Raw genomic sequence first — 22986 nt, forward strand, 5'->3', positions numbered from 1 at the left:
GCGCAGTAATCCGCTGCGCGTGAAAAGGACGTCATAATGACCCTGCAATCTTCGCCTGACAGCGGTCGTCAGCCTCATGAGGTGTCGATCCATACTTTTGCTGCCGTTCCCCAACGGCGCCCCTTCGAATTCGTCGACTTGGAAACCCGGTTCGATCCTGATCTTGATACCCTTTGGACCTATATGCGGCAACGCACGCGGCCAAGTTTCAACCCGGGACTACTCGTCGAATTCGACCAATGGCAAACCGACATTGCCGCCGCGCGTTCTTCGGGTGCCATGCCGATCCGGTACCTTGTGCTGGGATCGCGCTTTCCGGGTATCTTCTCGCTCGGTGGCGACCTCGACCTGTTCGCGGCACATATCCGCAACCAGGACCGCGATGCGCTGGTTCGCTATGGCCGCGCGTGCGTGCAGATCCTGCACCGGAACATGCGAAGTCTCGATCAGCCGATCATCACGATCGGCCTGGTGGAGGGCGACGCGCTCGGCGGTGGGTTCGAGGCGTTGCTTTCGTTCAACGTCGTCATCGCCGAACGCGGCACGCACTTCGGGCTGCCGGAAACCAACTTCGGCCTCTTTCCAGGCATGGGCGCGCATTGCTTCCTGTCCCGACGCCTGGGGGCAGCACGTGCCGAGCAGATGATCCTGAGCGGACGTTCGTATAGCGCCGAGGAGTTGTTTGACCTTGGGATCGTCCACGCTCTTGCCGATCCCGGCATGGGTCGTGCGGAGGTGGAGCGCTACATTCGGCAAAACCGCCGCCGCCACAGCGGCCATTGCGCGATCTACGAGGCATCGCGGTCCGTCAATCCACTGCCGCTCGGAGAACTCGAAGCCGTCGTCGATCTTTGGGCGGATGCAGCCCTGCGACTCAGCGATGCCGATCTGAAACTGATGCGCCGCCTCGTCGGAGCGCAGACTCGGTTACTGGACAAGGCCGCATAACGAGATGCTCAGGATCGTCCCTGTGCCTTGACGCCCCCGCCGGCAAGCATGCTAGCGACCATGCTTGCCGGCATCGGGTGTGCCAGTAGAAAACCCTGTACCGCATCGCAGCGGGTACGCCGCAGCTGATCGAGTTGCGCGCGCGTCTCGACCCCTTCGGCTACCGTCTGCATGCCCAGCTTGGCCGCCAGCTCGATCACGGTCTGGACGATCGCGACCGAGGCCGGACTCTGCTCGAGGTCCGCGATGAACGATCGATCGATCTTCAACGTCTGGAACGGGAATTTCGTCAGATAGCTGAGCGACGAATATCCCGTCCCGAAATCGTCGAGCGTGGTGCGGACGTCGAGACGATTGATCGCGTCGAGCGCCGCCAGCGATGCGTCGATATCTTCGAGTAGAACGGACTCCGTCACTTCGAGCTCGAGGCGGCCCGCCGCAAGGCCGCTGGTCGCCAGTGCGCTCAAGATGACGGTGGGCAAGTTCGCCGATCGCAACTGGATCGGTGACAGGTTGACGGCGACGGTGACGTCCGCCGGCCAGTCGCTCGCGATCCGGCAGGCTTCGCGGATCACCCAGCCGCCGATCACGACGATCAGACCATTGTCCTCGGCGATCGGGATGAACTCTGCCGGCGAGATCGCGCCGTAGCGACGGTTAGTCCACCGCAGCAACGTCTCGCACGACAGGATGCGCTCGCCCGTCAGGTCGAAGATCGGCTGGAACATGACGTGGAACTCGCCACGCTCCAGCGCGCCCTGCATTTCGGCGCCAAGATCGCGCGTACGTTCGATCTTTTCGTCCATCAGCGGCTCGTAGAAGCGCATCTGACCGCGGCCGCTCTCCTTGGCGCGGTACAGAGCGAGATCCGCATTCTTTAGCAACGTGTCCGCGTCGGTACCGTCGGACGGTGCGATCGCGATACCCAGCGATGCCCCGACGTGGAGCGCGCGTCCGTCGTGATGGACCGGCTGCTCGACCAGTCCGATGATCTGCTCGCCCGTCGCGGCAGCGTCGTTTTGCTGGCCGACATCGCAGATCACCGCGAACTCGTCGCCGCCGAGGCGCGCGACGATGCCGGTCGCGCCGAACGCCGCGTCAAGCCGCTGCGCGACCCCCGCCAGCAGCGCGTTGCCGGCCAAATGTCCGAACGAGTCGTTGATTTCCTTGAACCGGTCCAGGTCGATCCAATAGATCGCGAGACTTCCCTCGCCCTTGCCGATCGCGTGCAATCGTGCCTCGAACCATTCCCGGAACGCGGTCCGGTTGGCCACACCCGTCAGGTCGTCGCGACGTGCGATGGCGGCATGATGCTCGGCCAGCGCCGCTTTCTCGCGCGAGACCAGGGTCGCCTTCAGGATCACGCCATAGGTCTGCAAGGTGATGTCCATCATTGCGATGACGAACAGGACGATCACAGCCGCCAGCGCCATCTTCAGCGGCTGCAGCGATACGACCAGTCCCACCGTCAGCGGCAACGAGGCAAAGCATAGCTGCGACAGCGCGATCCACGGCCGCCCCGCGTTGCGACCTGCAATCCCCGCGGCGTATCCGATCGTCGTCGTCACCGCGAGCAACTGCAAGACACCGTCGTCGCTATGGACCAGCGTCAGCAGCCCGAACGTGCCAAGCAGCGCCGAATACCCCAGCGCCCCCGATCGATAGAGAAACTCCTGCCGTCCCGCCCAGCTGTTTTTTGCTGGTATCGCCTGGCGTGGCTGCCGCCGTCGGTTGAGTGCATCGATCACTCGGATGCCCGCAACGAGCGCGATCGCGATGGCGCAGACGATCAGCGAAGGATTGCCACTGACGAAGGCGACGATCCCCATGATGCCGCTGCTGGTGATCGCACCGATAACCAACGACTGTGGTGAAGCGTAAAGCGACTCCAGCAAGGTAGCACGCACCGAAGCGGCGATCGCCTGATCGGAATGCCGCAGTTGTCTGAGGCGAGAGATTAAGCCACTCATGCAACAGTCCATGGACGGCGGGCACGTAAAAGAAACCAACAAAGTATAACCGGCTGTCGTCCGGCATGCGTCTCGGGCACAGCGATCACGTCATCGCGGTCGAGCGCGCAGATCGGACTCACGGGCATCGCGTAAGGTGGATCGGTAAATTGCGACCGCCTCCCGCGAGGCCCATCCGCATCAGATCAGCTCCTCGTGCGTCATCGCCGTCCGGACTGCAGGGCGTGCCTTCATCCGCTCACGGAATGCCGCGAGCGGCACCGGCACGTCGATCTGGTTCTTGGCTGCCCACAACAGCATCACGAACAGGTAGCAGTCCGCCGCGCTGACCGCGTCGCCGAACAGATACTCGCCCTGCATCGTGTCGGCGAGATACGTCAGACGCTTCACGATGGTCTCGCTGGCCTTCGCCTTCTCGGCGTCGCTGCCACCGGCAAAGAACGGCTTGAAGCTCTTGTGGATTTCCGTCGAGATAAAGGCCAGCGCCACCAGCAGATGCGTATGTCCCATCGCGCCGCCGGGCTTGAGCGCGGTATCCTGATGCGCGATCCAGTTCAGGATGGCGATGTTCTCTGTCACTGTCTCGCCGGAGTCGAGAGTAAGTGCGGGGACGTATCCCTTAGGATTGATCGTCGTATAGTCGACGCCGCTTTCGGTCCTCTTGGCTTCGAGATCGACCTTTTCATGTTCGAACGAGAGACCGGCCTCATGCAGCGCGATATGATCTGCGAGGCTGCACGCGCCGGGGGAATAATAGAGCTTCATCAAGGGTCTCCACGGTGGACTTCATGAACGCGCCACCGCGCCGATAGCTGCGCCGCATCGAATCTCACGCCAGCTACATTGCAGCGTCGCCGTGCGCACCCATCTCCGATCGATGAACGAAAATCTGATCCGCCTCGGTCTTCTCGACGAGGATGACATCATTCTCGACGAAGCCGCATTGTCGCTCGCGCTGCTCGATCATGCCAGTGTCGACCCGACGCCGTACCGCATGCTGCTCGATACCGTGGCGACCCGTCTCGATACGGTTGGCCGCAACGCCGTTACCGCGGACGCGCGCGCCGATGTGTTGTCGGAGGTATTGAGCGAGGAGTTCGGCTTCGTCGGCGACCGCGAGACCTATGACGATCCCGCCAACGCCGACCTGATCCGCGTTATCGACCGGCGCCGCGGCCTGCCGGTAAGCCTGTCGGTCCTCTACGTGGGCGCGGCACGCCGGATCGGATGGACGGCGGACGCGCTCGATGTCCCCGGCCACGTGCTGGTAATGGTCGGGGCTGAAGCCGCCCCCGTCATCGTCGATCCGTTTCGGGGCGGAATACGCGTCGACCGCGAAGCCCTGGCCGCCTTGGTGCTCGCGTCGAGCAACGGGCCTGCCGCCGCGGTGAACCACATCGCGACGATGCCGAACCGCGCGATCCTGGTGCGGCTGCTGCTGAACCAGGCGACGCGTGCCGAACAGGCTGGGCATGGCCGACGCGCCCTGGAACTCTATACGCGGATGACCCTGATGGCGCCTGCTTACGGGCACGCGTGGTGGGAGCGTGCCCGGCTCGAGTTGGTCGACGGCGACGTGACGGCCGCACGAGGCAGCTTGAGCGCCATGCTGGAGATCACGCGCGATCCCGATCTGCGGCGACGCGTGACCGATACGCTCGGGTCGCTGCCCTCGGCCTAGCCGTACCGGTCAAACCACACCTCACGGCGCCTGTCGATCGGACGGCCCCAATGTCATCCGGAACTCCAGTCCGCTGGTGCCGGCCCGCGGGCTGATGTCGAGGACGCCGTAGTGGGCCCGCGCGACGCGGTCGACGATCGACAGGCCGATGCCCGAGCCTTCGGAGCGGGAGCCGTCCGCGCGCCAGAACCGCTCCTTCAGACGGGTCAGATGCTCGACGGGAATGCCTTCGCCGTCGTCGAGGACGCTCACGCTGCCGTCCAAATTCACGCGCACGCTGATCGTCGTCCCCGTCCGCGTATGGCGTACGGCGTTGTCGACGAGGTTTTCGAGCGCCAGCGTGATTGCGCCAGCATAGCCGTGTTGGATCATCGATCCCGTCGACAGGTCTTCCAGCGCAATCTTGCGACCACCTGCGATGATGCCGGGCGCTCGCTGTGCTACGACGGCTTCGGCAAGCGTGGCTAGCTGCAGTGGCTCGCCATGATCCTCCATCGGGCGTTCGAGATCGGCCAGCGCGAGCAGTTGCGCGATGACCCGTGCCGCACGGTCCACCGAGGCAATCAACGCGCCGCGCGCCGCGACGTCGGTCACCGCGTCCGCCCGCAGTCGGATCACCGCGAGCGGGGTACGCAGTTCGTGCGCGATGTCGGCGGCGAATGCCGTCTGCGTACGAAACCCTTCCTCCAATCGGTCGAGCGCTTCGTTGGTTGCCGCAGCGAGCGGTTCGACTTCGGACGGCAAAATGCCCCGCGGCAATCGCGTATCGAGCGTACGCGGGCCGATCGCGGCGGCGGTCGCGGACACCGCCTGCATCCGCCGCGTCAGTCGACGCGTCAGCAGCGCACCGATCAGCGGCACGAGCGCGGCAATCGGCAGGACCAGCAGCGCGAACCGTTTAAGGAAGGCGCTGACGATATCGTCGGTGATGACTTCCGGCGCGGCGCCGTCCTGTGACGCGACGATCCAGCGCCCGCCGGCGATCGGCAGGCTGTACGCCTCGATCACGCCGCGGCGAAAGAAATGTGCGCCGTGATCCATCGGCACCGCGGCGATGATCCTCGGTCGGGCAGGGCCTTTCTCCATCAGGACGGTGCGGCCTCGGTCGATGATCGCGACCGCCATGCCGTCGGTCAGCGCATCGCCCGGCAGCGCGACCAGCGGCGAGGCGCTGGCAACGATTGCCGCCTGCTGGCGGAGCAGCCTGCGCTGGTAATGGTCGGCCGTGCTGTGGAGGAGCATCGCAACCCCCAGCGACAGCGTGATCGTCGCGATCAGCGCGGTGACGATATGGAGCGCAACGAACTGCCCCAGCAAGGATCTGGGCAGGCGAAGCTTCATGGCTTGCAGACGATGATGTAGCCGACCCCGCGCACCGTCTCGATCCGTGCGCCGCTCGCCGCCTCGTCGAGCTTTTTCCGCAGGCGGTGAACATAGACTTCGACCGCGTTCGAGCCGAGCTCGCCGCCGAGCCCGAAAAGATGATCCTCCGCGATCCGCTTGGGCACGACGTTGCCAGCACGACGGAGGAGCAATTCAAGCAACTCGGTCTCGCGTACCGACAGCGCGATCGTCATCCCTTCGACATGCGCGACGCGGATTTCGAGATCGAACGTGAGCCGTCCGCATGTCAGCGACCGGCCTAGATATCCCCCTTGGCGACGCAGTACCGCAAGCAGGCGAGCGTGGAGTTCGTCGACGTCGAACGGTTTGACCAGATAATCGTCGGCGCCTTCGTTCAACCCGCGGATCCGCGCATCGATCGTGCCGCGCGCGGTCAGGATCAGCACCGGGCGGGTGTCGCCACGGCTCCGCATCCGGTGGAGCAGTGCTAGTCCGTCCTCGTCCGGCAGGCCCAGATCGAGCAGGACCGCGGCGTAGTCGCCGTCCTTCAGATACGCCTCGGCCTCGCCGCCGCTGCGCGCAAGATCGACCGCGAACCCGCGCGGAGCCAGCGCCGCTATCAGCGCCTGCGCCAGATCGCGGTCGTCCTCGATCAACAGCACCCGCATCGAATTCGACCTCATATTGCCGCCCATATTGCGGCAGCGCAGCATCCGTAAGCGCGCTGTAAGCCAGCGGCGCTACCGGCTCCAGTCTAATCCCCAAGGGGCTGATTATGCACGCATCGACGACACCCGAAACGCTCCCCCCGACACGCTCGCTGTCCCGTTCCGCGCAGATGCGCTGGCTCGGTATCGCGGCCGGCGTGATCGTCGGACTGGTGCTGATCGTCGTGCTGATCGGCAAGCTCACGCATCACGAGCCCGCGCCCGCGCCCGTGTCGCCTGCCGGCACGTTCCGGCCGACCAAGGATCAGATGGCCGGGCTGACGACGATGCGCGTCGGCTATGGCGCATCCGATGCGCGGACGTTGGCGAGCGGCGCGATCACGGTCGATGGCGATCGCAGCACGCCGGTTTTTATGCCCTATTCGGGGCAGGTGGTGCGCGTGCTCGCGGACGCGGGGCAGCGCGTGACGCAAGGCCAGCCGCTGATGCTGGTGAAGACGAGCGACTTCGTCGATGCACGCAGCGGGCTGTTCGCGGCGCGCGCCGCTGCACAGAACGCGCAGGCGCAACTTGCGACCGCCGAGCGGACCGCGGAACGCCAGCGGCTGATCTACGAGACGGCGGGCGGCGCGCTGAAGGACTATCAGCAGGCCAAGACCGATCTCGCCGCCGCACAGGCGACCGCACGCACGGCCGCCGCGTCGCTCGGTGCCGCCCGCGATAAGCTGGCGATCCTCGGCAAGTCGCAGGGCGAGATCTCGCGCCTGGAGAATGTCGGCGAAGTCTCGGGCATCCATGACGTGACGACGCTGCACGCGCCGATCTCCGGTCTGATCGCGTCGCGCGACGTATCGGCGGGGCAGTATCTCTCGCAGGGCGGCGACAAGCCGGTGATGACGATCACCGATCCGTCGCGCGTCTGGCTGATCGCGCAGCTCGCCGAGGGCGATGCGAGCGCAGTGCATCTCGGCGATAGCGTCACGGTGACGACGCCCGCGCTGCCGGGGCGCAGCTTCCACGCGACGATCGACCTGGTCGGCGCCGCGCTCGATCCGCAGAGCCACCGCCTGCCGGTGCGCGCGACCATCGCCAACCCGGACGGGGCGCTGAAACCACAGATGTTCGCGAGCTTCTCGATCCAGCGCCCGCACAGTGGCGACGCGCTGCTGGTACCTGCGGCGGCGGTGATCCACGAAGGCGACGACGCGCGCGTGTGGGTGGTTCGGCCTGATGGCCTGCTGGTCGCGCGGAAAGTCACCGCGGGCGAGGAGCAGGACGAGAAGGTGTCGATCACCGCCGGCCTCAAGTCCGGTGAGCGGATCGTCACTGCGGGTGCGCTGTTCGTCAACGAAGCCGGTCTCGGCGAATGAACCGCATCGTCGAATTCGCGCTGCGTCAGCGGCTGCTGATCGTCGGCATCTTCGTCGCCATGCTGGTGGCGGGGGGCGTCGGCTTCTACAATCTCAACATCGAGGCGTATCCCGATCCGGTCCCGCCGATGGTCGAGATCATCACCCAGACCCAAGGCCTGTCGGCGGAGGAGATGGAGCGCAACGTCACCATCCCGATCGAGGTCGGTATGGCGGGCATCCCGCATCTGACCGCGATCCGCGCGATCTCGCTGTTCGGGCTGTCGGACATCAAGATCCAGTTCAGCTACGACCTCACCAACGACGAGGCCAAGCAACAGGTCATCAACCGCCTGTCGCAGCTTCCCCCGCTCCAGGGTGGCGCACAGCCGACTCTGTCCCCGACCAGCCCGGTCGGCGAGATCTTCCGCTACAAGATCACCGCGCCGAAGGGCTATTCGGTGATGGATCTCAAGACGTTGCAGGACTGGGTCCTCCAGCGCCGGTTCAAGCGCATTCCGGGCGTGATCGACGTCACCGGCTGGGGCGGCAAGCTGCGGACCTACGACGTGGTGATCGACAATGATCGCCTCGCCGCGCACAACGTGACGGTGTCGCAGGTGCTGGCGGCGCTTGCCAAGAGCGATGGCAATGTCGGCGGCCAGACGATCAATTTCGGTGCGCAGGCAGCGATCGTCCGCGGCATCGGCCTGATCCAGTCGGTCGGCGGTATCGAGAACGTGCTCGTCGGCACCGGCGGCGGCCAGCCGGTGTTGTTGAAGGACGTCGCGCACGTCCGCATCGGCAACGCGCCACGGCTCGGCATCGCCGGCTACAACGACCAGGACGACATCGTCCAGGGCATCGTCCTGATGCAGCGTGGCGCGCAGTCGATGCCAACGATCCTCGCGGTGCAGAAGGAAGTGTCCGACATCAACGCGTCGGGGATACTGCCGCCGGGCGTTCATCTCGACCGGATCTACGATCGTTCCGACCTGATCCACCTCACGATCCACACCGTGCTGGAGAACATGGTGGTCGGCATCCTGCTGATCTTCGCGCTCCAGTGGATCTTCCTGGGCAATCTGCGCAGCGCGATCATCGTGTCCGCGACGATCCCGTTCGCGCTCGCCTTCGCGATTTTGATCCTAGTGTTACAGGGGGAAAGCGCGAACCTGCTGTCGGTCGGCGCGCTCGATTTCGGGCTCGTGGTCGATGCGTGCGTGATCATGGTCGAAAACATCTTCCGGCACATGGTCGAGCGATCCGCGCATGTCGAAAGCGGCAAGGGTCATTATACGCTCGCCAACCGCTTCTCGGCGGTGCTGGGCGCCAGTTCCGAGGTCAGCCGCGGGATCTTCTTCGCCGCCGCGATCATCATCGCGAGCTTCCTGCCGCTGTTCACGCTGACTGGTGTCGAGGGCCATATCTTCGGGCCGATGGCGAAGACCTATGCCTATGCGATCACCGGCGGGCTGATCGCGACCTTTACGGTCGCGCCGGTGCTGGCGATGATGCTGCTGCCCGACAAATTGTCGGAGGTCGAGACGTGGATCGTCGGCAAGCTGCGGCGCGTCTACGAACCGGCCGCGGCATTCGCGCTCGGCAACCGGGTCGTCGCGATCGGCGGCGCGCTGCTGCTGATGGCGGTCGCTCTGGTGGGCGTGCGCTCGCTCGGGATCGAGTTCCTGCCGCATCTCGAAGAGGGCAACATGTACATCCGTGCGACGCTGCCCGCGTCGGTCAGCCTCGAGGCGGGGCAGCCGGTGGTCAACGGCGTCCGCCGCATCCTGATGCAATATCCCGAGGTGCAGGCGGTGCTGTCGGCACACGGTCGCCCCGACGACGGCACGGATTCGACGGGCTTCTTTAACGCCGAATACTTCGTGCCGCTGAAGCCGTTCGATACCTGGCCGAGCGGCGTCACCAAGGAAACGCTGACCGAGGAACTGTCGAAGCGGCTCAGCGCCAAATACCCCGGCGTCGACTTCTCCTTCTCGCAGATCATAGAGGATAACGTCGAGGAGGCGGCGTCGGGCGTGAAGGGCGCGAACTCGATCAAGCTGTTCGGCCCCGACCTGACCACGCTCGAGAAATATGCAAACCAGATCAAGGCGCAGATGGGCAAGGTCCGCGGGATCGAGGACCTTGGCGTGTTCCAGTCGCTCGGCCAGCCGACGGTGCGGATCGACGTCGATCGCGCGCGTGCCTCGCGCTACGGGCTGACCCCCGACGATATCAACGCGACCGTCGCCGCAGCGATCGGCGGGCAGTCGAACGTCGACTTGTACGAGAAGGGCACCGATCGTCACTTCCCGATCGTCGTCCGCCTGAAACCCGAACAGCGCGACACGATCGACGCGATCCGCCGGATCACGATCGGTGCGCCGTCGCCCGATGGCGCGGGCACGATTCAGGTGCCGCTGTCCGAGGTCGCCGACGTCAAGCTGACGACCGGTGCCTCGTTCATCTACCGCGAGCATCAGGAGCGCTACATCCCGATCAAATTCTCGGTCCGCGGTCGCGATCTCGGCGGTGCGGTCGACGAGGCGCATGCGCGGATCGGCCAGACCGTGCACCTGCCGTCGGGCTATCACCTCGAATGGGCGGGCGAGCTCGACAACCTCAACAACGCGGTCGCGCGGTTGGAAGTGGTGGTGCCGATCAGCCTGCTGGTGATCCTGCTGCTGCTCTATGCGAACTTCGGCTCGATCCGCGACAGCCTGCTGGCGTTCTCGGCGATCCCGATGGCGATCATCGGCGGTGTGCTTGCGCTGGCGCTGACCGGGACCGCGTTCAGCATCTCGTCGGCGATCGGGTTTGTCGCGCTGTTCGGAATCGCGGTGATGGACGGAATCCTGGTAGTCACGACCTACAATCACGCCGTCGACGAAGGGTTCGCGCGTGAGAATGCGCTGGCGACCACGGTGCGTCACAGCCTGCGTCCGGTGGTGATGACGTGCCTGGTGGCGGCGATCGGCCTGCTCCCCGCCGCGCTGTCGAGCGGGATCGGCAGCCAGGTGCAGAAGCCGCTCGCGCTGGTCGTCGTCGGGGGCATGACGCTCGCGCCGATCCTGATCCTGCTGGTGCTACCGGTGCTGATCGCCCGCTTTTCGAAGCGCGTGCCGCCCGAAGATCGCGGTGCGCACGGGCGCGACGTCGGGCACCATCCTCATACGGAGGTTCAAGCATGAAGCGTCTCGCCATCCTCCTGCTCGCGGGTGTCACCAGCGCCTGCACGATGGGCCCGCACAATCTCGACGCGCATGCCAGCCTGCCGCCGACCCTCGCCGCACAGACCTTCGCACCGTCCAGCGGCGCGGCGCAGGCCACCACGCTCGCGGCAGTGCCGGCCGAGTGGTGGCGGACCTTCGGGAGCCCGCAGCTCGACACGCTGGTGAGCGAGGTGCAGTCGCATGCGACCGATATCGCCGTGGCGGAGGCGACGCTACGCCAGTACCGCGAGCAGGGTTTCGCCACGGCGGGCTCGGCGCTGCCGCAGGCCGACGTCAACTATCAGGCGGAGCGCACGCGAATCTCGAACGCGCTGTCGCCCGCGGTCGCGGACCAGAACCAGCAGCTCTATACGCTGCATACCGCGCAGGTGACGGTGAGCTATGCGCCCGACCTGTTTGGCGGCACCCGCTCGAAGATCCGCTCCGCGCGCGCCGCGACCGAGACGCAGCGGCAGCGGCTGGCGGCGGCCCGGACAGCTGTGATCGCCAATCTGGTAGAAGCGGTGATCCAGCGCGCCTCGCTCGCCGAGCAGATCGTCGCGGCGCAGACCGCCATCGCGGTCAATCACGACATCCTGCAGACGTTGGTCAAGCGCCAACAACTCGGCGCCGTCGGTGCCGCGGACGTCTCCACGCAACAGGCCGCACTGGCGACTGCTGAGTGTGCGCTGCCACCCCTGGTACGAGCCGAAGCGCATCAGCGCGTCGTGATCGGCACGTTGATCGGGCGATCAGCAGGATCGGACCTGCCGCCGTTGCCGACGCTAGCCTCGCTGACCCTGCCGCGTGACCTGCCGCTGATCGTGCCCTCCGATCTGGTCGCGCGTCGTCCCGATGTGCTGGCGGCACGCGCGCAGCTCGAAGGGGCAGGTGCCGACGTCGGCACCGCGATCGCCGCGCGTCTGCCCGCGATCTCGCTCAGCGGATCGGCGGGCGGGACATCGGAACGGTTCGGCGACATGTTCAAGAGCGGCAATCCGTTCTGGACGCTGATCGGCGGTATCACCCAGCCGATCTTCCACGCCGGCGCGCTTCGTCACCAACAACACGCCGCCGAAGCCGCGCTCGATGCCGCCAAGGCGCAGTATCGGGCCGCCGTGCTCCAGGCGTTCGGCGACGTGTCGGACGCGCTGACCGGCCTGCGCACCGACGCCGATGCACTCGACTCCGCGACGCAGGCGACCGACGCGTCCGGCCGTGCGCTCGCCTTCGTCCGCCGTCAGCTCGAGCTCGGCGACGTCGGCACGCCCGCGTTGCTCAACGCCACCGCGTCCGATGCGCAGGCGCGTGGGCAGGCGGTGCAGGCCCGCGCGGCACGACTGTCGGACACGGTGGCGCTGTTCCAGGCCGCGGGCGGCGGCGTTTCAGGAGGATAGTTGATGGGCGGAATCATAGGCGCGACGAGCGGGAAGTTCGTCATGATGGCGGCAACGCTGCTGTTTCACGGCAGGGTCGACAATGCGCGGGCAACGATCGCGATCATGCCGGGCGTGCCGCATTCTGCCCTCGCCACGAAGCTGGCCGAGAGGATCGCGCATCGGAACCGCGTGAAGATCGGCATTCGCGCGGAATATCTCCATGCGCCGATCGCCGCGATCGAACCGGAACCGGCGACGGGCGCGGACGTGCGGATCGGCCAGGATATTCTCGATGCCAACCCGATCGAGATCGACTTCACTAATCACGAACTCCGCCTGCTGTTGGCGGGGGAAGCATCGCGTGTCGAACGCGGAATGATCGCGATCCCGATCACGCATCAGGCCGATGGCTCGATGACGGTACCGCTGGCGATTGGTTCGGCGCCGCCGACGGCCGCGATACTCGACCTCGCGCGCCCAACGGACGTCATTGCGCCGACCAGCGCCGATGTCGTCGCGCTCGGCCATGTGGTCCTCAAGAACGCGGTCGTCACGCAAGGCGCGACGCCGTCCGTCGGGCTCGCTGCGTTCAGGAACATGCGCGTGATCTTCGATCTAGGGCACGACCGTATCTGGGTAGCGACGTAACAAAGCTTGGCGTCGACGCGATGTCGGCGCTAACCGCGCGGGAATGGCCGCGCTGTCGATCCTCATCGTCCTTCACGATTTCGCGCTGGGCGGCACCGAGCGGGTCGCCGTGCGTCTGGCCGAAGCGTGGGCGAAGCGGGGTGTCCAAGTTACGATCTTTGCCGGTTCGGATGCCGGGCCGCTTAGGGCATTGGCGGGCGAAGCGGTCGAGATCGTCGTTGCAGAACCTTCGATCCCGCGTGAATCGGGTTCGCGCAGGCGATTGGCGCAGGCCGCGCGCGCGTTCGTCGAGCGGCGTCGGTTCGACGGCGTCTTCGTTCCCGGTAATTTCCATTGGCCGGTCGCCGCCGCGCTGGCCGGATCGGGGATACCCGTGGTCGCGCAGGTCAGCGCGGCGCTCGACAAGCCGCAGCGCGGTCGGCTGCGGCAATGGGCGTTCGAGGTTCGGATGCGACACCTCCTTCGTGGGGTGCAGGCCGTGGTCGCGCTGTCGGACGTCGCGCGCGATCAGGCGGACCGGATACTGCGCCGTCCCGTGACGACGACGATCGCGTTGCCCGCGCTGAGCGACGACGCTGCGTCGCCATTGCCGATCCCCAAAACGAAGCCGCCGGTCATACTCGCCGCGGGCCGACTGGTCCCCGAAAAGGGGTTCGCGCGCTTGATCGACGCCTTCGCAAAACTGCCGAAAGGTACGGCGCATCTAGTCATCGTCGGCGACGGCCCGGAAGCGGATGCATTGCGCCGACTGAGCGAGACGCTGGGACTTGCCGATCGAGTCGAGCTCGTCGGGTATGTTACGGATATCCGGCCCCGGCTTGATGCCGCGCGGCTGTTCGTGCTGGCGTCCGATTTCGAGGGGTATCCGGCAGTCTTGGTGGAAGCTCTGGCAGCGGGTCGACCGGTGGTCGCGACCGATTGTACCCCGGCGACACGACTGCTCGATGCGCAAGGCGCGGGCATGGTCGTGCCACTGAACGGTAGCGACGCCCTTGCAGATGCGATCGTGGCGATGCTTGCGCAATCTCCGCCCGATCCGGAAGCACTTGCGGCGTCGGTCGCGCATCACCGGATCAACGCGGTTGCGGCTGCGTATCTCGGTCTGTTCGCAGGGTTGCGGGCGTGAGCAATCGCCCGATGCGGATCGCTTACGTGATCAACTCGGTCGAGGGCGGCGGGGCTGCGTCCCCGGTGCCCGCAGTGCTCGGCGTGTTGCGCGACGGCGGCGGGGAGGTGGCGGTGTTCGCACTGACCGCCCGCGACCGTCGCGGCGAGACTGCGATGCGCGCCGCCGGGCTGGATGTGCATGTCCGCGATGGCGGCGAGACCGATCACGCGGCCGCACTCCGCTGGCTCGACGCGACCCTCAAGGACTGGGCGCCGACGCATCTCTGGACCTCGCTTACACGTGCGACTTTGCTCGGCCAGATCGTCGGCGTGCGCCGGGGGTGGCCGGTCGTCAGCTGGCAGCACGCCGCCTTCCTCAAGCCGGCCAACCGCGTCTTGCTGCGTGCAACGCAACGGCTGTCGCGGCTCTGGGTCGGCGACTCCACCGCCGTGACGCGACTGACCGCGGAACGACTGCACGTTCCCCCCGAGCGTCTAGTCCAATGGTCGATCTTCCGCGCGAATCCCCAAGCGCTTCAGGCGACGCGATGGCAGCCGGGCCAGCGTATCAGGATCGGTAGCCTCGGCCGTCTGCACCGCGTGAAGGGCTACGACGTGCTGGTCGAAGCGCTGGCGCTGCTCGACACGTCGACGCCGTACGAGATGGTGATCGCGGGGGACGGCGCAGAACGGCACGCTCTCGAAGCTCGCGCGAATGCTCTCGGGATAAAGACGCTGCGGTTCGCAGGCTATGCGGCTGACCCCGCGGTATTCCTGGCAAGCTGCCATCTCTACGTGCAGCCATCGCGCTCGGAAGGCCTTTGCGTTGCGGCCCACGAGGCGATGCAGGCGGGGCTCCCCGTGATCGCTTCGGCGGTCGGCGAACTCCCCGGTAGCATCGTCGAAGGCGAGACCGGCTTCACCGTCCCCCCGGGCGATCCGGTAGCGCTCGCCGCTGCGTTGTCGCGAGCGTTGGCCGAGCCGGCGCAACTGGCGACGATGGGGCAGGCAGGTCGCGAGCGCGTTCTCGCGACGTTCGGACCAGACCGGTTCGCCGCGACCGGTCTTGCTATCCTCGATCGGATGCGCGCCTTTTAAGACGCAGTTTTTTCACCTCGCGTACTGCTTCGATCGAGAGCCCATGTAACGACAATTCGGTACGCTTCATATCGACCAGCGTCACCGGCCCCGCCGTCGACAGCGTGTGCAACCCCTCGACGAACGGCGCGGAAGAGGCCGGCGGGACCATCGCGTCGCCCACCTCGGCCTCGAACCGTTCGGTGGTCAAAACGGTCATCGTCAGCGGCCGGATCGCGCCACCATAGGTCCGGCTGCAATCCTGCACCGGCAGCACGATTCGGCCATCGATCACCAGCGGCATCCCGCCCGGTCGCGCGCTTGCGACATCGACCCGCACAGGGTTCATCGGGTGCGGCGTCCACGGTCCCGCCAGCCGGTCCGCAGAGGCGAGGTGCAGCGCGCTCATCTTGTCCGGCTCGCGGTCGGCCGAGGTATAGAACAGCCACCACCGCCCGTCATGGAACACCGGCGTCGCATCGACGGCGACGTGATCGAGTTCGATGACATGCGCCGGCTCCCACCGGGTCGGGAAGTCGACCGCACGATACAGCGTCAGCCGGTTCGAGCGATGCGCCTCGGGCAGCATCCACGTCTCGCCATTCGCCTCGAACACCAGCGGGTAGGACAGATGCCAGGGCTCGTTCAGCACCGGCTGACGATCGACCAGGCGGAAGTCGGCATCGTAGACCAGCACTTCGATCGCGCCGATCCGGACGCGGTAATCATAGGTCTCGACGAACACGTACAGCCGCCCATCGCGCCATAGCCCGAACGGATCCGCGAGAAACTGGAAGCTGCCCATCGGCGGCAGCCACATCATCGGGAACCCCTCGATCGAGCCGCGCGCGACGATCGCCTCGGCAGTCGCCATCACGATCGCAGGGCGCCAGATATCCTTGCGTAGAGCCACGGTGGTCGATTGATCCCAAACGCCGCGTCCGACAGGGACGCAGCGCGGGCCTTGTCGCGGCGGATCAGGCCACGCGCAACCCCTGCGTTCCGGTTGCCGTTTCCAGTTCGCGCTCGGGCAGCACGGCCGGGATGGTATCGCCGAGCACGCTTATCACCGCGCGCGCCGCACGCACTGCGGAGCGTTCCGCGGTCAGTTCGAAGCTCCGCTGGAACAGCGCGCGTTGGACCGGACGATAGCGGTCGTGTTGCGCCACAGAGCGGTCGAGCGCGGCGCCGAGGTCCTCGGTACCGGTGACGACTTCGCCCGCCTGCCAGTGCGCATAGTTCGCATCGCCGTCCCACGCCGTCGCATGCGCATCGAGGAACAGGCACGGGCGCGGCGTGTGGAGGAACTCATAGACCTGGCTGCTGACGTCGCCGAGATAGATGTCCGCCGCGGCGGTATAGGTCATGTCGGTCGATGCGGCCGAACCAAGATCGACATGAATGTTCGGCGCATCGAGAAAGCGCTGCTCGATCACGCCGGCGCGGTCGATCCGGAACTTGTCGATCGTCAGCACGAACTTGCGGTGGAACAGCATGACGTGCGGCGCGAAGATCAGATTGTAGCGGTCGTCGTGCAGGAAATGCTCAAGCACCGCGCGGCCCTGCGCATACCAGGACGACAGGTGCGGCGACGGATGCGGATTATAGAGCACCGTCGGCTTGCCGTTAGCCTGGAACGGCAGGCGCGGGGCAGGCTCCGGCATCAGGTCGAACTTGGGATAGCCGATCAGGCTCATCCGGTTGAACGGCACGCCGGCCTCGCGGTGCAGGCGCTGGCGGATCTTGCTGCCCGAAACGAGGACGTGATCGAACGTCGCGCTGTGCTTGTTGAAGCCGATCGCGCGGTCGCCCGCACCGTGGCGCGTGTGGATGATCTTGAGATCGTCCAGGCCGTAGCGGGTCTTGAGCAACAACGACGTCTTCTCGGCGACGACCAGCGCATCGAGCGACCGGAAGAAATCGAGATTGTCGCGGTAGATACCGATCTTGGTCACCGGCAGTGCCCATTCGAGCGCGCCGGACAACGCACGCGTCGATGCACGACGTAGGCCTAGTTCGACCAGCGGTACGGTAACGCCGAGCCGCGCGCACAGGCGCCGGACTTCGTCGGTCAACCGCGCGTTGGTGGTCGCGACGACGATCTCCGCATCGGGATAGCCCTCCGCCATCGCCAGCGCGGTCGGGAGGGCATGCGCGACCTGATGAACCTGGTCGTGATTGAACAGAAAACCGATCTTCATGGCCGGTAGACGTTCCCGGCACCGGCCATCCTCACTAAATATTTTGTCATCTGGCCGATTGCGCGGAACTTTCCGTTCGTCGGCGCAACGATCGGCGTCTAAGCGCTCGCGATGCGTTCGCTTCTCCACCGTATGACGACCCGGCAGGTGCACTCCGCCAAAGCTGGACCGGAACGCGGCGATCGGTCGGGGCTGTGGCTGGTGCTGGCGAACCTTGGTCACCTGCTCGGCGGCAAGGCGGCCGCGGGCATCATGAGCCTCGTCTACCTCGTACTCGTGACGCACCGGTTGGGCGCGGCCGAGTACGGCGTGCTGGTGCTGGTCAACGCCTATGCGGTGCTGATCGGCAGCGTCCTTGCGTTCTCCGGGTTTCACGGCGTGGTGCGGTATGGCGGGCTCGCGCTGGAGGCGGGCGATCGGGCCGGGTTCGCGCGGATCGTCCGGTTCATGGCGGTGATCGAACTCGGCTGCGGTGCAGTAGCGGTCGTCGTGGCGGCACTACTGGTGCCGCTGATCGGACCACGGCTCGGCTGGTCGCCCGACACGATCCGGATCGCCATTCCGTATTCGCTCGCCGTAATCGCGACGGTCCGCGCGACGCCGCAAGGCCTGCTGCAGATCGCCGACCGGTTCGACCTGATCGGGATCCACCAGGCGGTGTCGCCGCTGATCCGCCTGGTCGGCGCGCTCGCAGTCTGGTTCGCGGGCGGCGGGCTGATCGGATTCATCGCGGTCTGGCTGGTCGCTGCCGTCGCCGAGGGGCTCGCGATGTGGGGTTTCGGCTGGGTCGCGTGGCGCAAGCTTGCCGCCGGCGAGCGGTTGCGCGGACCTTGGCGCGGCACGGCGCGCGATACCGAGGGGCTCAAGCGCTTCATCCTCATCACCAACTTCGACATCACTGTCCGGGAACTCGCGCCGAACCTCGCGCCGCTGACGGTCGGCTGGCTGCTCGGGCCGGCGGCGGCAGGACTGCTCGCACTGACCCAGCGCGCGACGTCGTTGCTCGCCCAGCCGACGGTGTTGCTGAGCCAGGCCAGCTACGCCGTGCTCGCGGCCCAGGTGGCTCGCGGTGATCTGACGGCGTTGCGGCACACGGTCTGGCGCAGCGCGGGGCTTGCTCTCGCGGTGGCGCTGCCGATTGTTCTGGTCCTCGCTTTCGCAGGCGACTGGTTGCTGGTCACACTCGGTGGCGCAAGCTTCGAAGGCGGCACAGTCCTCCTGATCCTGATCGCTGGCGCGCGTGCCGCAGGGCTCGCAAGCGCACCATTAGCCTCGGGACTGACAGCACTCGGACTGCCGGGCCGCTCCATGACCATCGGCCTCGTCACCAGCCTCGCGCTCTACCCGCTGCTGCCGGCTATGCTGTGGGCGCTCGGGACCGACGGGGCAGGGTGGCACGCGCTGCTCCAGAACGGCGTCGCGATTATCGCGCTTGCGGTGCTGTTCCGCCGCGATGCGAAGGCCGATCCGGCATGACCCTGGGCGGGCTCCGCGCCGTATTCCTCGCCGAGCGCGCGATGCTGCTGCGGCTCCTCGTCGCGCGGTTGGGCAGCGTCGAGGAGGCGGAGGATGCGCTCCAGGATCTGTGGCTGAAGCTGGAAACGGTGACCGGCGGGCCGATCGCCGAACCGCTCGGCTATATCTGCCGGATGGCGAACAACATCGCCGTCGACCGCCGTCGTCGCGCGGCGCGGCGGGCGGACCGCGACACCGACTGGCTGGAAACGCGGGCGACCGCCGACGAGCATCCCGATGCCGAACGCGCATTGATCGCCCGCGAACGGCTCGGGCGGGTCGAGGCGACGCTCGCCGGCCTGCCCGATCGCGTCGCGACCGCGTTCCGGCTCTACCGGTTCGAGGACCTACCGCAGAAGGCGATCGCCGAGCAGATGGGGATCACCGTCAGTGGCGTCGAGAAGCTGCTGCACCGCGCATACCTGCGAATTCACTTGCAACGGAGCAATTCCGGTGCGGATATCCCGCAGGCAGGACGTCTCGCTCATGAGGAGGACCAGCGCGATGGTCGATGAGTGGGGCAAGGACGGCGATTACGGCCCGGGCTTCGGCGAACACGCCGCAGCCGAGGCGGTCGCGTGGCACCTCCGTTTGCCGACTGCCGATGGTGGCGCATGGACGGCGTTCGCCGACTGGCTGGAGACTGACCCGCAGCATGCACGTGCCTATGACGCGTTGGCGGTTGCGGACGCGGAACTGACCGACGCGCTGAGCCCGCCAGACTGGTCGCAAGCAATACCGCTGGTTGCCGCCAATGACGATCGACCGCCTCCGCGGCGGCGCTGGGTGCTGGGAACCGTCGGCGGACTGGCTGCGGCCGGGATCGTCGGCGTCATGCTGCCGCTCGAAAACCCATCGACGACGGCGGCGCGGATCATCGAGACACCCGCCGGGGTTCGCCGCAGCGTGACGCTCGCCGACGGCAGCCGTATCGACCTGAACGGCGGGACCAGGCTGGCGGTCGACGACGGTAATGGGCGTCTGGTCACGCTGGAACGCGGCGAGGCGATCTTCCGGGTCACGCACGACGTCGCGCATCCGTTCGTCGTCCAGTCGGGGACGATGCGGTTGCAGGACGTCGGCACCGTCTTCAACGTCGCGCGCGTCGGTACGCATCTCGGCGTCCAGGTTGCCGAGGGTGCGGTGATGTTCCAGCCCGAACAGGAACGCATCATGCTGACCGCCGGCGCAGCGCTGTCGCATGTCGACGGCGGCGCGCCACGGATGTCGGGTATCGCGATCGACGATGTCGGCAGTTGGCGTAAAGGCCGGCTGGTGTTCCAGCAGACGCCGGTGCGGCTCGTCGCCGCAGCATTGGAACGCAGTACCGGTACGGTCGTCCGCGTCGCTCCCGGACTGGCGGAAACGCGGTTCACCGGATCGATCGGCGTGGCGGGCGGTGCCGACAGCCTGATCCCGCGCGCCGCAGCGCTGATCGGCGCTCGAGCGGAGCATGCTAACGGCCGCTGGCGTCTGGTTGGAGGCCATGCCGGTCCGTAAACTCCGCCTGGCCGTATCGCTCCTCGCCGCCACCCTGATTACACCGTCGCTGTCTACGCCTGCTCACGCAGCGGAGCGGCAGGCGATCGCCGTTGCGCCGGGGCCGCTCGATCGCGCGGTCGCGGTGCTCGCGCAGCAGGCGGGCGTCGATATCGGCAGTGCGGAGCCTGGCTTGTCGCGGGTCATGACGCGGGGGGCAAAGGGTCGACTGACCGCGGCCGCAGCCCTTGACCAAATGCTCGCAGGCAGCCCGTACACCGCGCAGCGACTTGGCGGAGGCAGCTTTAGGATCGTTCGTCGCGCTGTCGTCCAGCAACCAGTTGCGCGCGAACGCCAACCGAAACCGAGACTCCCCCTGACGCCGCCGCCGGTCGAAGTGTCGCCCGAAATCATCGTCACCGCGACCAAGCGCGCGACGTCGCGACTACGCTTTCCCGGCGCGCTCACGATCCTGCGACCGGCAAGCGCCGTGAACATCCGCAACGATGCCGCGAACGGCATGGACGAGGCGATCGCCGCGACACCGATCCTGCAGAGCACGGCGTTGGGTGCGGGTCGCAACAAGCTGTTCATCCGCGGGGTCGCGGACAGCAGCTTCACCGGACCGACGCAATCGACCGCCAACGTCTATTTCGGCGAGGTGCCCGTCGCCTATAACGGTCCCGAACCGGGGCTGAACCTGTACGACGTCGATCAGGTCGAAGTCCTCGAAGGGCCGCAGGGCACGCTGTACGGCGCAGGCGCGATCGGGGGGATCGTCCGGCTGGTGCCGCACGCGGTGGATCTCTCGGGGGTGTCGGCCAATGTGTCGGGCGGCGTCAGCGCGACCAAGTCGGGCGATCCGGGCGGCGATATCGCCGGGATGGTCAACATACCGATCGAGACGGGCGTCGCTGGCGTACGCGCGGTCGGCTACCGGGTCGTCGAAGGCGGCTATATCGACGATATCCGCCGCAACCTTCGCAACGTCAACCGCGTGGCGACCACGGGTGGACGCCTCGACGTCCGCGTCGTTCCGGCAAGCGGGTGGACGATCGACGCGGGTGTCGTGATCCAGAACGTGACCGCCCCAGACCTGCAATATGCCGAGCGCGGAATGGGATCGCTCTCCCGCGCGTCCCTGCTCGCGCAGCCGTTCAGCCAGCAATATTTCCTCGGGCGTGTCGTGATCGACAGGCGTTGGGAAGACGGGCTGCACCTCGTCTCGGCGACCGGGTTGGTCCGCCGCGATGCGGAGAGCCGGTTCGATGCCACGCGGCCGATCCGTCCGAACGCGCCGATCGCCTATGACACCGACGAACGCAGTCGCTTGTTCTCGCACGAGACACGCCTCTCCCGCGCCAAGCCGAACGGCGCCGGTTGGCTGGTCGGCGTCGCGCTCATTCACGCGCGCGACGCCTATGCACGCAAATACGGCGCGCCCGACAAGCTGCGCGACATCGTCGGCGTCACCAATCGGACGCTCGACGCAGCGGTGTTCGGCGAGGCGGGGCTCGCGATCAGCCCGGCGTTGACGATCACCGCGGGTGCACGACTGACGCATCAGCGCACCGACGGCGACCCGATCGCCAAGCTCAAGACGACGACATACATTCGCGGACTAAGTTCTACCCGACTCGATCCGACGCTCGGCGTATCATGGTTGCTGACCCCGACGCTGGCAGCGTATGCGCGCTACCAATCGGGTTTCCGGACCGGCGGGATCACCGTGGCGCCGGGCGTTGGCCGCGTTGCCGATCTCGTTCGCGATACAATTCATGTCGGGGAGATCGGCCTGCGCCAGGAGCGTCACGGACCGCTGGGACTTGCGGCGTCGATCGGTGCATCGCTGACCGACTGGCGACATATACAGGCTGATCTGGTCGACAAATCCGGTTTTCCGTTCACCACCAATCTCGGCAACAGCCATATCTATGGACTGGAGGCGAGCGCCAACTGGGTGCCGCTGACCGGCTTGAAGATCGACATGGCGATGTTCCTCAACGAGACCCACGTCGCCGACGCAGACCCCGCACTACGCCGGCAGGTCGGCGCGCGACTGCCCAACACGCCGCCGTTCGCGGTGTCGGGAAGTATCGGCTATGAATGGTCGCTCAGCGCCGATACGCACGCCAGCGTCGACGCGGGGTGGCGCTACGTCGGCCGGTCGACCGTCGGGACGCAGGCCCCGCTCGATGTGTCACAGGGGGAATATGGCAGCACGCACCTTGGCGGAACGTGGACGCGCAATACCATCCGACTGACCGCCACCGTCGAGAATGTGTTCGACGTGAAGGGAGACCGCTTTGCGGGCGGCAACCCGTTCGCGCTGGCGGCGCGTAACGAATACACGCCACTGCGCCCGCGCACGTTCCGGTTGGGCGGCGCGATCGGCTGGTGATCGA

18 protein-coding genes are annotated in these 22986 nt (G+C 66.5%); 12 read left to right on the top strand and 6 right to left on the bottom strand.

Translation table 11 applies throughout. The features are described from left to right. Positions 1–36 precede the first annotated feature (36 nt). Entirely contained in the window at positions 37–948 is a 912-nt protein-coding gene (locus tag O6X71_RS03535) for a crotonase/enoyl-CoA hydratase family protein (protein ID WP_353464466.1), read from the top strand. Between the two features lie 8 nt (positions 949–956). Here O6X71_RS03535 and O6X71_RS03540 read toward each other — a convergent pair whose 3' ends face one another. Both O6X71_RS03540 and O6X71_RS03545 read right to left on the bottom strand, forming a co-directional pair. Continuing rightward, positions 957–2918 carry a putative bifunctional diguanylate cyclase/phosphodiesterase gene (locus O6X71_RS03540; protein ID WP_353464467.1) on the bottom strand — a complete coding sequence of 654 codons (1962 nt, stop codon included), beginning with the start codon at positions 2916–2918 and terminating at the stop codon, positions 957–959. Between the two features lie 180 nt (positions 2919–3098). Then, positions 3099–3683 (bottom strand): glutathione S-transferase family protein, encoded by a 585-nt coding sequence (locus O6X71_RS03545; protein ID WP_353464468.1) that lies wholly within the window; start codon positions 3681–3683, stop codon positions 3099–3101. A gap of 112 nt (positions 3684–3795) precedes the next feature. Here O6X71_RS03545 and O6X71_RS03550 point away from each other — a divergent pair, with 112 nt between their 5' ends. Continuing rightward, positions 3796–4599, top strand: coding sequence for a SirB1 family protein (locus tag O6X71_RS03550; protein WP_353464469.1), 804 nt, complete (start codon positions 3796–3798; stop codon positions 4597–4599). A 21-nt stretch (positions 4600–4620) separates the two neighbouring features. Here O6X71_RS03550 and O6X71_RS03555 read toward each other — a convergent pair whose 3' ends face one another. Both O6X71_RS03555 and O6X71_RS03560 read right to left on the bottom strand, forming a co-directional pair. Beyond that, complete coding sequence (locus tag O6X71_RS03555; RefSeq protein WP_353464470.1) at positions 4621–5940, bottom strand: sensor histidine kinase; 1320 nt, start codon at positions 5938–5940, stop codon at positions 4621–4623. Then, the gene (locus O6X71_RS03560) at positions 5937–6611 is read right to left on the bottom strand and encodes a response regulator (RefSeq protein ID WP_353465055.1); all 675 of its coding nucleotides are present in this window, start codon (positions 6609–6611) and stop codon (positions 5937–5939) included. The genes O6X71_RS03555 and O6X71_RS03560 overlap by 4 nt, the downstream gene beginning before the upstream one ends. Before the next feature lie 107 nt (positions 6612–6718). On the opposite strand from O6X71_RS03560, the gene O6X71_RS03565 reads away from it, so the two are divergent. The 6 genes from O6X71_RS03565 to O6X71_RS03590 are packed head-to-tail and all read left to right on the top strand — an operon-like array spanning position 6719 to position 15407. Further along, positions 6719–7981 (top strand): efflux RND transporter periplasmic adaptor subunit, encoded by a 1263-nt coding sequence (locus tag O6X71_RS03565; protein WP_353464471.1) that lies wholly within the window; start codon positions 6719–6721, stop codon positions 7979–7981. Continuing rightward, the gene (locus tag O6X71_RS03570) at positions 7978–11154 is read left to right on the top strand and encodes an efflux RND transporter permease subunit (RefSeq protein WP_353464472.1); all 3177 of its coding nucleotides are present in this window, start codon (positions 7978–7980) and stop codon (positions 11152–11154) included. The genes O6X71_RS03565 and O6X71_RS03570 overlap by 4 nt, the downstream gene beginning before the upstream one ends. After that, entirely contained in the window at positions 11151–12572 is a 1422-nt protein-coding gene (locus tag O6X71_RS03575) for an efflux transporter outer membrane subunit (protein ID WP_353464473.1), read from the top strand. Before O6X71_RS03570 ends, O6X71_RS03575 begins: the two co-directional genes overlap by 4 nt. 3 nt (positions 12573–12575) lie before the next feature. Then, positions 12576–13202, top strand: coding sequence for a hypothetical protein (locus tag O6X71_RS03580; protein ID WP_353464474.1), 627 nt, complete (start codon positions 12576–12578; stop codon positions 13200–13202). Positions 13203–13245: 43 nt separating this feature from the next. Beyond that, positions 13246–14328, top strand: coding sequence for a glycosyltransferase (locus O6X71_RS03585; protein WP_353464475.1), 1083 nt, complete (start codon positions 13246–13248; stop codon positions 14326–14328). Beyond that, positions 14325–15407, top strand: coding sequence for a glycosyltransferase (locus O6X71_RS03590; protein ID WP_353464476.1), 1083 nt, complete (start codon positions 14325–14327; stop codon positions 15405–15407). The genes O6X71_RS03585 and O6X71_RS03590 overlap by 4 nt, the downstream gene beginning before the upstream one ends. Here the strand turns inward: O6X71_RS03590 and O6X71_RS03595 are convergent. Beyond that, positions 15379–16299 carry a glucosamine inositolphosphorylceramide transferase family protein gene (locus tag O6X71_RS03595; RefSeq protein WP_353464478.1) on the bottom strand — a complete coding sequence of 307 codons (921 nt, stop codon included), beginning with the start codon at positions 16297–16299 and terminating at the stop codon, positions 15379–15381. The two genes, O6X71_RS03590 and O6X71_RS03595, sit on opposite strands and share 29 nt — an antisense overlap. A 64-nt stretch (positions 16300–16363) precedes the next feature. Next, complete coding sequence (locus tag O6X71_RS03600) at positions 16364–17587, bottom strand: hypothetical protein (protein ID WP_353464480.1); 1224 nt, start codon at positions 17585–17587, stop codon at positions 16364–16366. 111 nt (positions 17588–17698) lie between these two features. Here O6X71_RS03600 and O6X71_RS03605 point away from each other — a divergent pair, with 111 nt between their 5' ends. From O6X71_RS03605 to O6X71_RS03620, 4 genes are read left to right on the top strand one after another with little or no spacing between them, the layout of a single operon-like run. Beyond that, positions 17699–19063 carry a lipopolysaccharide biosynthesis protein gene (locus O6X71_RS03605; protein WP_353464482.1) on the top strand — a complete coding sequence of 455 codons (1365 nt, stop codon included), beginning with the start codon at positions 17699–17701 and terminating at the stop codon, positions 19061–19063. Then, positions 19060–19617, top strand: coding sequence for an RNA polymerase sigma factor (locus O6X71_RS03610; RefSeq protein WP_353464483.1), 558 nt, complete (start codon positions 19060–19062; stop codon positions 19615–19617). The genes O6X71_RS03605 and O6X71_RS03610 overlap by 4 nt, the downstream gene beginning before the upstream one ends. Continuing rightward, entirely contained in the window at positions 19607–20602 is a 996-nt protein-coding gene (locus tag O6X71_RS03615; protein WP_353464484.1) for a FecR family protein, read from the top strand. Before O6X71_RS03610 ends, O6X71_RS03615 begins: the two co-directional genes overlap by 11 nt. After that, positions 20556–22982: a TonB-dependent receptor gene (locus tag O6X71_RS03620; RefSeq protein ID WP_353464485.1), complete on the top strand. Its 2427-nt coding sequence runs from the start codon at positions 20556–20558 to the stop codon at positions 22980–22982. The genes O6X71_RS03615 and O6X71_RS03620 overlap by 47 nt, the downstream gene beginning before the upstream one ends. Positions 22983–22986: the final 4 nt, after the last annotated feature.

The sequence above is a fragment of the Sphingomonas faeni genome, from assembly GCF_040407505.1.
Classification (GTDB): domain Bacteria; phylum Pseudomonadota; class Alphaproteobacteria; order Sphingomonadales; family Sphingomonadaceae; genus Sphingomonas; species Sphingomonas faeni_E.